Origin of the sequence: Arsenophonus endosymbiont of Bemisia tabaci Q2 (assembly GCF_902713415.1) — a bacterium.
In the GTDB taxonomy this organism is placed as follows: domain Bacteria; phylum Pseudomonadota; class Gammaproteobacteria; order Enterobacterales; family Enterobacteriaceae; genus Arsenophonus.
The window spans coordinates 1-9,470 of sequence record NZ_CACTIE010000161.1 but is presented as its reverse complement, the minus strand read 5'-3'; the positions used below and the strand labels follow the sequence as shown (position 1 = coordinate 9,470).

Genomic DNA, 9,470 nt, shown 5'->3' with positions numbered 1-9,470 from the left:
CAGATGCAGAGCCAATCCGAAATTGCTTCGCTGTTTCTCGGATACTCAACCCTTCTTCTTCCATCGTAAATATCACTTTACGTCTAAAATCAATTGAATTGCTCATATAAATAATGTCATCAAAATTAAGTCGCTTAGCTATATCTTTACGTAAAACTCGAAATTTTTTCTATTATTTCTATTATTTATTTTATAGAAGTACTTTTTATCTTAATTTTAATTAGTATGGATTTTAAGCTTGTAAATAGTGTGATCAGATTGACGGGTGATAAATGAAAATAAAACCCAATAATCAGTGGCGCTGGTATTACGATAATGAACATGAAAGGATGATGTTGGATTTGGCTAATGGAATGTTATTTCGTTCATGTTTTCCAGTAAAAATGTTGGTGGCATCTGTTTATGGAGAAATGACTTTTAATATTGATGATGCGGGGTTATATCATTGTATTGAAGAACAGCTGCAAAAATTATCACTTTCTGATGAGCATAGTGCGGAATTAATTTTAAATGCATTAGTTGCTTTTCGTTTTTTAAAGCCGCAGATGCCTAGAAGCTGGTATTTTTTGCCAGTAAATTGCCACGATGATTTGGTCTTGGGGGATGTTGTTCAGGTTCATATTGAAGATAGTGGACAGAAAGCATTGTTTTTAGTGACAGAAGCAGGAAAATATGCCAGCTTATGTTTATTAATTGAGCCTAGATTAGTTTTGAAAGATCGGGTAATGAGATTTTGTGATCCGATTAAGATTATGAATAATCGCTTAATGATTTATCAACGATCAGCCAGTAGTTTAATATATGAAAGAGCTGTTTCATAAAAAAATAACCTGAATTAATCAATATTCAAGGTTTATATAATAACTAATTTGTGCAGCATCTTTAAAGCAACAGTAATATCCATCATTCATTGATGACAAATCATGGATAAGAATTAGCTTAATAATAATTTAATATTTCTTTTTGGAATGCAACTACAACTCAGGATCACGCTATCTTCTTTGATTGCTGTTTTTGTCAATGGGATCACTTCACCTGCTATTAGTTTCATTTTACAACAACCACAAATGCCCGCTCGGCAAGAGTAGGGAATTTTTAAGCCATGTTTTTCCAATTGTTCCAAGATAATAATTTGGTTATTGGCTAAATATTCTGTGCCATTAACATCGATTAATAATGTGGTTTCTGTTTCTGCATTAATTATCTGAGGCTTAGTTGATTTTACCCTTTTATATTGTTTAGGTTGTTTTTTAGTTAAAACTTTCACCGTATCGCCAACGCGGATCAGACCGCTATTTTTGGCGATGGCATTTTGGCCAAAATCAATTTCTCCATCCTCATCAGTGCGGAAACTTTCTAGTGTTGTTAACTGTTCTCCAGTCGGGTGCTGTGAGCCATCATCAATATTTACTGTCGTCAAAACGCAGCGCCTACAAGGTTTTAAAAGCTCGAAAACAACCTCACCGATTTGTATTGTATGCCAACTATCTTCAGCAAAAGCTTCGGCACCAGTTATGATCAAATTGCCTTTAAATTGTTCTAACTTAATATCAGATGGGCATTGTTTTTGAAGCGCTTTAAATGAGGCTTGATTAATAACAAGATAAGGATAGCCATCAGCAAATGAGAGAGGGATAGTTGGAAATTTTTTTATTCGACGGCTGGGTATTTTACCTAACCACCTTAATTGAACAGCAGAATTAAAATATTGCGACAGCCATTGATTAATCTTTGCTGGTGCGGCGAACGCCGTAAAATGATTGCCCCACACTTCAGTTGGTAAGGGATGGTTAATAAAGTCTTTATATAAAATAATTGCTGTTTGCTTATCAGGTGCCTGTATTTGAATGCTATTTTCAAGTATTATTGACTTAAATAACAGCATTTGTGGATATTGCCGCGCAGTAATAAACCCACCTTGATCATTGGTAACCATAAAATAGCGATCGAAAACCAGGCCACTATTTTCTGTATAAGCTTGTGACAAACGAATGCCTTTCACTGATTTAACTGGATGGATATAAAGACGAGATAACCGGATCATTCTTAACTCCTGTTTGAGCGCGATAATTTTGCTAGTAACTTTATGATATGTGCGCAGGGTTAGCTATAATGTGCAGCATTTTTTATTCGGGTGACAACGATATGAGAGCTCTGTTTGCTACTACGGCATTTGGACTGGAAGAATTACTTAAAAGTGAACTGGAGGCATTAGGAGCAAAATATTGTCATATTTTCTCAAGGTGGCGTGCATTTTCAAGTTGACGAACGTGGCATGTATTTGAGTCTGTTATGGAGTCGTTTAGCATCGAGGATTTTATTACCCTTAGCTAGCTGCCAGGTTTTTAATGATATGGATCTCTACCTTGCAGAACAGACAATTGATTGGCCGGATTTGTTTACCGTAAATGATACTTTTGCCGTTTATTTTAATGGAACTAACCAAGTTATCCGCAATAGCCAATATGGGGCTTTACGGGTGAAAGACGCTATTGTGGACAGTTTTACGCGTAAAATGAATAAACGGCCCAACATTTCCAAACAGAGCAACCCGATATACGGGTTAATGTCCATTTATATAAAGATAACGCCACCATATCGTTGGATTTAAAAGGTGATCCGCTCCATATCCGTGGATATCGTAGTTTAGCAGAGCAACCGCCTATCAAAGAGAATTTAGCGGCTGCCATTTTTTTACGCTCAGGTTGGCAGCATGGTTTGCCAATGGTCGATCCGATGTGTGGTTCCGGCACATTATTAATTGAAGCTGCAATAATGGCCTGTGATCGTGCACCTGGTTTAGCGCGTCAATTTTGGGGATTTCAATGCTGGTCGGGTTATAATCCAACGCTTTGGGCTGCTGTAATTGCTGAAGCGGAAAAACGGTTTCAGACGGGGATCGAGCAAGCGACTGCGCTTTTCTATCGCTTAGATATTGATCGCCACATTTTGGAAATAGCCAAGAAGAATGCTAAACAAGCCGGTGTTCACTCGTTATAGCTAAGCGACTTAATCTTTATTACACCATATTGAGTGCGAACAAAATATCTGTGTCGCATCCGAGCGCTCTTTTTTGCATTTAGCTTGTGCCCAATTATGTTTAATTGGATTAAGATCTGGCGAATAGGTAGGCAAATATTCCACCATATGCCCCGCATCGATGATGACTTGTTCAATACTCTGTTTCTTGTGAAAAGTTGCATTATAGCTAAACGTCTTAATTTCGATTACAAAATATATGTTTTTCTCCAATATAAATTTACTGATATAGAGTAATTACTTGTAATCATTTTAAAGTCGCCCAAGCTATAAATGGGCACAAGCTAAATGTAAAAAAAGAGCGCTCGGATGCGACACAGATATTTTGTTCGCACTCAATATGGCGTAATCAAAATTAAGTCGCTTAGCTATAGTATCAATAGGTAATGAGATGATTTCTTTGAATAAGTGGCATTTTTTTCTGCGTTCACTACGCCAACTGGTAGTGATGGCTTTTTTATTGGTTCTTTTGCCATTATTAATATTGGCATACCAGGCCTATCAAAGTTTAGATCAATTGAGTAATCATGCGGCTGATATCAACCGTACCACTTTGCTTGATGCTAGACGCAGTGAAATCATGACGAGTACTGCGCTTGAAATGGAGCGTAGCTATCGTCAATACTGTGTGTTAAACGATCAAACTGTTGCTGCTCTATATAAGAAAAAACGGCAAGAATATAGTGAGATGCTAGCTCGCCAAATGACTATGTGGCCTGATAAAAACCAAATCACAACTATTCAAACCTTACTAGAAGATCTCTCCGATTTAAAATGCGAAAATAACTCACCTATCCCGGCAATGGCGGCGGCACTTGAACGTTTTTCGTTTACCAACAATCAGTTAGTACAATTAACAGGTGATGTTATATTTGGACGAGGTACGCAATTGCATTCTGCAATTGCTGAAAAAGGTCAATATTTTGGTTGGCAAACGCTAATTGTGTTTTTATTGAGTGTATTATTAGTTGTGTTGTTTACTAGAATAATTATTGGTCCTGTTAAAGCTATTGAGCGTATGATTAATCATCTTGGGGGGGCAGGAGGAACACTTTTCACCAAACTTGAACGTTTTAAGGGCCCTAGTGAGTTACGTTCATTAACTCAGCGTATTGTTTGGTTAAGTGAGCGACTGAGTTGGTTGGAATCACAACGGCATGAATTTTTACGTCATATTTCTCATGAATTAAAGACACCTTTAGCCAGTATGCGTGAAGGGGCTGAAATATTAGCTGATGAAGTAACAGGGCCTTTGACTTTAGATCAAAGAGAGGTTGTCGCTATTTTGGATAATAGTAGTAAGCATTTGCAACAACTCATTGAGCAATTATTAGACTATAATCGTCAGTTACCCGATGGGCCAGCACTGATTCAGCAAATTGATTTAACCAAGTTAGTGGCAAATGTCGTTTCCTCAAATAATCTAACGGCTAGAGCTAAAAATATTCAAACTGAAATTGAGTTAAATATTACTCATTGTTGTGCAGAGCCAACTTTTTTGGCAAGAGTGATCGATAATCTCTATTCTAATGCAGTGTACTACGGTTCTGAATCGGGTAAGGTCTGGATAATAAGCAATGAAACTGACGATAAACTCCAAATCGATATCGCTAATACAGGAACACCTATCCCAGAATCTGAACAAAATATGATTTATGAACCTTTTTTTCAAGGATCTTTATTGCGTAAAGGGGCACGTAAAGGGGCACGTAAAGGGGCAGTAAAAGGGAGCGGTTAGGATTAAGCATTACCCAAGATTGTATTAAAAGAATGAATGGTCAATTGTTGCTTATTGATTGTCAGTTTGCTGATGTCTGTTTTCGTATTGAGCTACCACTAACCACAGAGTATGAATAATGCCAAATTGCTCTAATTACAACACCCTAATAGCCGCAGGGATAATGCGGAAAAAATGGCATATTGCATTTGCGAAGCTAAGTTGTGGGGGATTTTTTCCACTAAATGGAAAGTAAAGTTAACAACACTTCTTTTACCTTTTTTATTAATAGCTTGTAGTAAATATCACCATCCAGTACCACTGGATATGATAAATGAATCGATACCAATAATAGAAGAACGTATAACAGATTATCGCTATGTTACTTGTGAAAAAATATGGAATATAGATAGTGAGAATGCTTCAGATAATCCGCTTTACTGGTTGAGAATTGTTGACTGTGCTAATCGATTGAATAAAGAGCAAGCGCTTTTGATGGCTAAAACGATTCAGTTAATTAATTGGAAAAATATTTTTCGACATATTATTTTATTCGATTTCGCAGAGTCAACCGTAACTGCTCGGCGTAAAGTGATTGATAATTTGAATAGTTATAGTTTGCAGTTCCCTTCACCTATTCACCCACTGTTAGAATTATGGCATGAAAAGCAAATTCAGATTGTTAATGTTGAAGAAGAAAATGCTAAATATTTACGTTTACAACAACAGAGCGATAATAAACTAGATCGTTTAGCTGAACAAAACGCTCATCTAAGCTATGAATTAAATATTGTCTCACGTAAGTTGGAAAATCTGACCGATATTGAACGACAACTTTCTTCACGCAAACAGCAGGAACAAGCTGTTTCAAGTGGAAAAATGGATAAAAGCAGTACCAATTCAAAAGCAAATAGCCCAGAGCCGAAAACGACAGATGTGATTAAAGAGTCTCATCAGGTTGATAAAAGCCGAGAAAATCCCCAATGACAGTGCATAAATCAGCCAATCTATTATTGGTAGATGATGATCCCGGTCTATTGAAATTATTGGGTATGCGTTTGACTAGTGAAAGATTTAAGGTGGTTACCGCAGAAAATGGTGTGGATGCCTTGAAAATTCTAATAAAAGATAAAATTGATCTGGTTATCAGTGATTTGCGTATGGATGAAATCGATGGCATGGCACTTTTTGCGGAGATACAGAAACAGCAGCCAGGCATGCCGGTCATTATTTTAACGGCGCATGGTTCAATCCCTGATGCGGTAGCGGCAACACAAAGAGGGGTATCGAGTTTTCTCACTAAGCGAGTTGATCGTGATGCTCTCTATAAAGCGATTGGTGAAGCATTGGCTATGTCAATTTCCGTTTCTGATGAAAATTGGAGTAAGGAAATTGTCACTCGTAGCCCGATAATGCTTCGTTTATTAGAACAGGCACGTATGGTGGCGCAATCTGATGTTAGTGTATTAATAAATGGGCAAAGTGGTACAGGTAAAGAAGTGTTGGCACGAGCAATTCATCGTGCTAGTCCTAGAGCTAAAAAGCCCTTTATTGCAATTAACTGTGGAGCTTTACCTGAGCAGCTTTTAGAATCAGAGCTGTTTGGGGTCATACCAAGGGCGCTTTTACCGGTGCGGTTACACATCGTGAAGGTCTATTTTTCGTTGCGCAAGGTGCGACACTATTTCTCGATGAAATTGGTGATATGCCTTTGTCTCTTCAAGTGAAACTATTGCGGGTTTTGCAAGAACATAAAGTGCGGCCTTTAGGCAGTAACCGTGATTTGGATATTGATGTTCGAATTATTTCAGCGGCCCATCGTGATTTACCAAAGGCAATGGAAAAAAATGAATTTCGGGAAGATCTCTATTATCGTTTGAATGTGGTAAATATCAAAATTCCTACCCTTAATGAGCGTTCGGAGGATATCCCTTTATTAGCAAATCATTTGTTAAGGGAATCAATAAAGCGTCATAAACCTTTTGTGCGTAGCCTATCGAGGGATGAAATGAAATGTTTAATGGCGGCAAGCTGGCCGGGTAATGTAAGGCAATTAGTGAATGTTATTGAGCAGTGTGTTGCATTAACAACCGCGCCCGTTATTAGTGAAGCATTAGTCATTCAGGCGTTGCAAGGTGAGAATACTCCATTACCTACTTTTGTTGAGGCTCGCAATCAATTTGCGCTTAATTATTTGCGTAAATTGTTACAAATGACAAAAGGTAATGTTACCCATGCCGCGCGTATGGCAGGTCGAAACCGAACGGAGTTTTATAAGTTATTAGCCAGGCATAAACTGGATCCTAATGATTTTAAAGAATAATTTTTATTATGTCTGGAGAATGAAATTTTATGAACCGAACGCTGAATATTGCACTAGCACAATTAAATTGGCCGGTAGGTGATATTGAAGGCAACTGTGAACGCATGTTGCAGGAAGCTAAGACTCAACAGTTACAGGGTGCAGATCTTATTCTGTTTTCGGAATTAGCTTTAACTGGCTATCCTCCCGAGGATTTACTTTTTCGGCCAGATTTTTACCAACGCTGTAGCAAAGAGCTTGATCGTCTGAAAGACGCTAGTCAAAATATCGCCATTGTTGTTGGTCATCCATGCTGGCAAAACGAAAAATGTTATAATGCATTGTCATTTTTCTGGCAGGGGCAGTTAGTGGCGCAATATTTTAAGCAACAATTACCTAATTATGGTGTTTTTGATGAAAAGCGTTATTTTCATTCAGCTAACGAAACTTGTGTAATACCTTTTAAAGGTTACAAGTTAGGTTTTTTAATTTGTGAAGATGTCTGGTTTGATGAGCCAGTTGATGCAATTAAAGCCCAAGGCGCTGATGTCCTCATTATCATTAATGCTTCACCTTACAATCGTGAAAAGCCCCATATTCGTTCAACATTATTAAAATCACACTGTCAAAGAACCCAATTACCAATTGTCTATTTAAACCAGGTTGGTGGACAAGATGAGCTCATCTTTGATGGCGGCTCAAAAGTATTCAATGGCAAGGGTGAGATAACGCATTACTTAGCGCAGTTTGCTGAGCAAGTTCTCCAGTGTAAATTTAATGATTACGAACCACTGCCAGTGGCTAATTCAGCAAAAGCTTTATCACCGATAGCCCAGGTTTATGAAGCATTAGTCATGGCAACCCGTGACTATATTAATAAAAATGAATTCTCTGGTGTTATTTTGGGATTATCAGGCGGAATTGATTCAGCTTTAACCTTGGCTATTGCGGTAGATGCTTTAGGTAAAGATAAAGTTCAGGCTGTAATGATGCCTTTCAAATATACCGCTGAAATGAGTATCCATGATGCCAAAGAGCAGGCAGCATTGTTAGATATTGAATTTGCGATAATATCTATTGAAGCTATGTATGATGCATTTATGGCAGGTTTGTCACCATTATTTATCGGCATGGCGCCCGACACAACCGAAGAGAATTTGCAGGCTCGCTGTCGGGCTATCATTCTGATGGCAATATCGAATAAGCGTGGCCGTTTAGTATTAACGACCACTAACAAAAGTGAGTCCGCCGTTGGTTATACCACTCTTTATGGTGATATCGCCGGCGGGTTTGCGGTGCTTAAAGATGTACCAAAGATGTTAGTATTTGAGCTAGCAAAGTATCGAAATACGATTTCACCAATCATCCCTCAGCGCGTGATCGAACGGCAGCCTTCTGCTGAGCTAGCGCCAGGGCAGCTCGATCAGGATAATTTACCCCCTTATTCTGTATTGGATGCGATCTTGGAAGGTTATGTTGAACAGGATAAATCGGTCAGTGAATTAGTTTCGGCTGGATTTGATGAAGTAACAGTTCGTAAAGTGATCAAGTTAGTTGATATTAATGAATATAAACGGCGTCAGGCACCGATAGGTCCGCGCGTTACAATGCGAAATTTCAACAACGATAGGCGTTACCCAATTACTTCGGCTTTTGGTCGTAAAAACTGGTGATAATAGGATAATTTGATAAAAAAATTGATGCAATTATCAAAGCTTTCAAGTTGGATGATTTAAGAGAAGCTTTAGCAGATTTCGGCATAACCGGAATGACAGTCACGGAAGTAAAAGGGTTTGGCCGCCAAAAAGGTCATACATAACTTTATCGTAGTGCAGAATATATGGTTGATTTTTTTGCCTAAAGTAAAAATTGAAATTGTTGTTCTGGACGATATTGTTGACAGTTCTATTGAAACGATAATACAGACGGCACAAACGGGAAAAATTGGTGATGGCAAAATTTTTGTTTATGATATTGCTCATGTGATCCGTATTCGAACCGGCGAGCAGGATGAAGCGGCTATTTGCTTTTAAAGGGTAACAGATGGTTGAAAGTTACAAAGGAGTTGATATGGAATCTGTAACTTTTTGTTCCACCTCTTACCACTTACCCTGGTTTTAGTGAGAGTTTTAATTATTATTGTTCATTTCCATCAATAACTTTATGTGGTCCAAAACACTCATAGTGGATGTGACTGGTATTTACACCCATGGCGAGCAACTGTTTGGCAATAAATTGCATAAAGTTGACTGGACCACAGAAGTAATAATGCATATTTTTAAGATTATAGCTAAGCGACTTAATTTTGATGATATTATTTATATGAGCTATTCAATTGATTTTAGACGTAAAGTGATATTTACGATGGAAGAAGAAGGGTTGAGTATCCGAGAAACAGCGAAGCAATTTCGG

General features: G+C 38.0%; 5 protein-coding genes and 5 pseudogenes. 7 read left to right on the top strand and 3 right to left on the bottom strand.

Going from position 1 to position 9,470, the window contains the following annotated elements:
* Positions 1-272 precede the first annotated feature (272 nt).
* Positions 273-821, top strand: a complete 549-nt coding sequence (locus ARSQ2_RS08790; RefSeq protein ID WP_181995063.1) for a cell division protein ZapC — start codon at positions 273-275, stop codon at positions 819-821.
* A gap of 113 nt (positions 822-934) precedes the next feature.
* On the opposite strand, the gene ARSQ2_RS08785 is transcribed toward ARSQ2_RS08790, so the two are convergent.
* Positions 935-2,044, bottom strand: a complete 1,110-nt coding sequence (locus ARSQ2_RS08785) for a YcbX family protein (protein ID WP_181995062.1) — start codon at positions 2,042-2,044, stop codon at positions 935-937.
* 101 nt (positions 2,045-2,145) lie between these two features.
* On the opposite strand from ARSQ2_RS08785, the pseudogene ARSQ2_RS08780 reads away from it, so the two are divergent.
* Positions 2,146-2,997, top strand: a pseudogene (locus ARSQ2_RS08780) (THUMP domain-containing protein); the annotation flags it as partial.
* A 12-nt stretch (positions 2,998-3,009) separates the two neighbouring features.
* Here ARSQ2_RS08780 and ARSQ2_RS12000 read toward each other — a convergent pair.
* Entirely contained in the window at positions 3,010-3,252 is a 243-nt protein-coding gene (locus ARSQ2_RS12000; protein WP_202880407.1) for a transposase, read from the bottom strand.
* A gap of 178 nt (positions 3,253-3,430) precedes the next feature.
* On the opposite strand from ARSQ2_RS12000, the pseudogene ARSQ2_RS08770 reads away from it, so the two are divergent.
* The 5 genes and pseudogenes from ARSQ2_RS08770 (at position 3,431) to glnB (ending at position 9,091) form a co-directional block, all read left to right on the top strand.
* Positions 3,431-4,896, top strand: a pseudogene (locus ARSQ2_RS08770) (sensor histidine kinase).
* 55 nt (positions 4,897-4,951) lie between these two features.
* Positions 4,952-5,743, top strand: a complete 792-nt coding sequence (qseG, locus tag ARSQ2_RS08765; protein WP_181995061.1) for a two-component system QseEF-associated lipoprotein QseG — start codon at positions 4,952-4,954, stop codon at positions 5,741-5,743.
* A pseudogene (gene glrR / locus ARSQ2_RS08760) lies at positions 5,740-7,079 on the top strand (two-component system response regulator GlrR). Before qseG ends, glrR begins: the two are co-directional and overlap by 4 nt.
* Before the next feature lie 29 nt (positions 7,080-7,108).
* Positions 7,109-8,731, top strand: a complete 1,623-nt coding sequence (locus ARSQ2_RS08755) for an NAD+ synthase (protein ID WP_181995060.1) — start codon at positions 7,109-7,111, stop codon at positions 8,729-8,731.
* Positions 8,732-8,754: 23 nt separating this feature from the next.
* Positions 8,755-9,091: pseudogene (gene glnB, locus ARSQ2_RS08750) on the top strand (nitrogen regulatory protein P-II).
* Positions 9,092-9,194: 103 nt separating this feature from the next.
* On the opposite strand, the pseudogene ARSQ2_RS11995 reads toward glnB, so the two are convergent.
* Positions 9,195-9,335, bottom strand: a pseudogene (locus ARSQ2_RS11995) (NO-inducible flavohemoprotein); the annotation flags it as partial.
* Between the last annotated feature and the right edge of the window lie 135 nt (positions 9,336-9,470).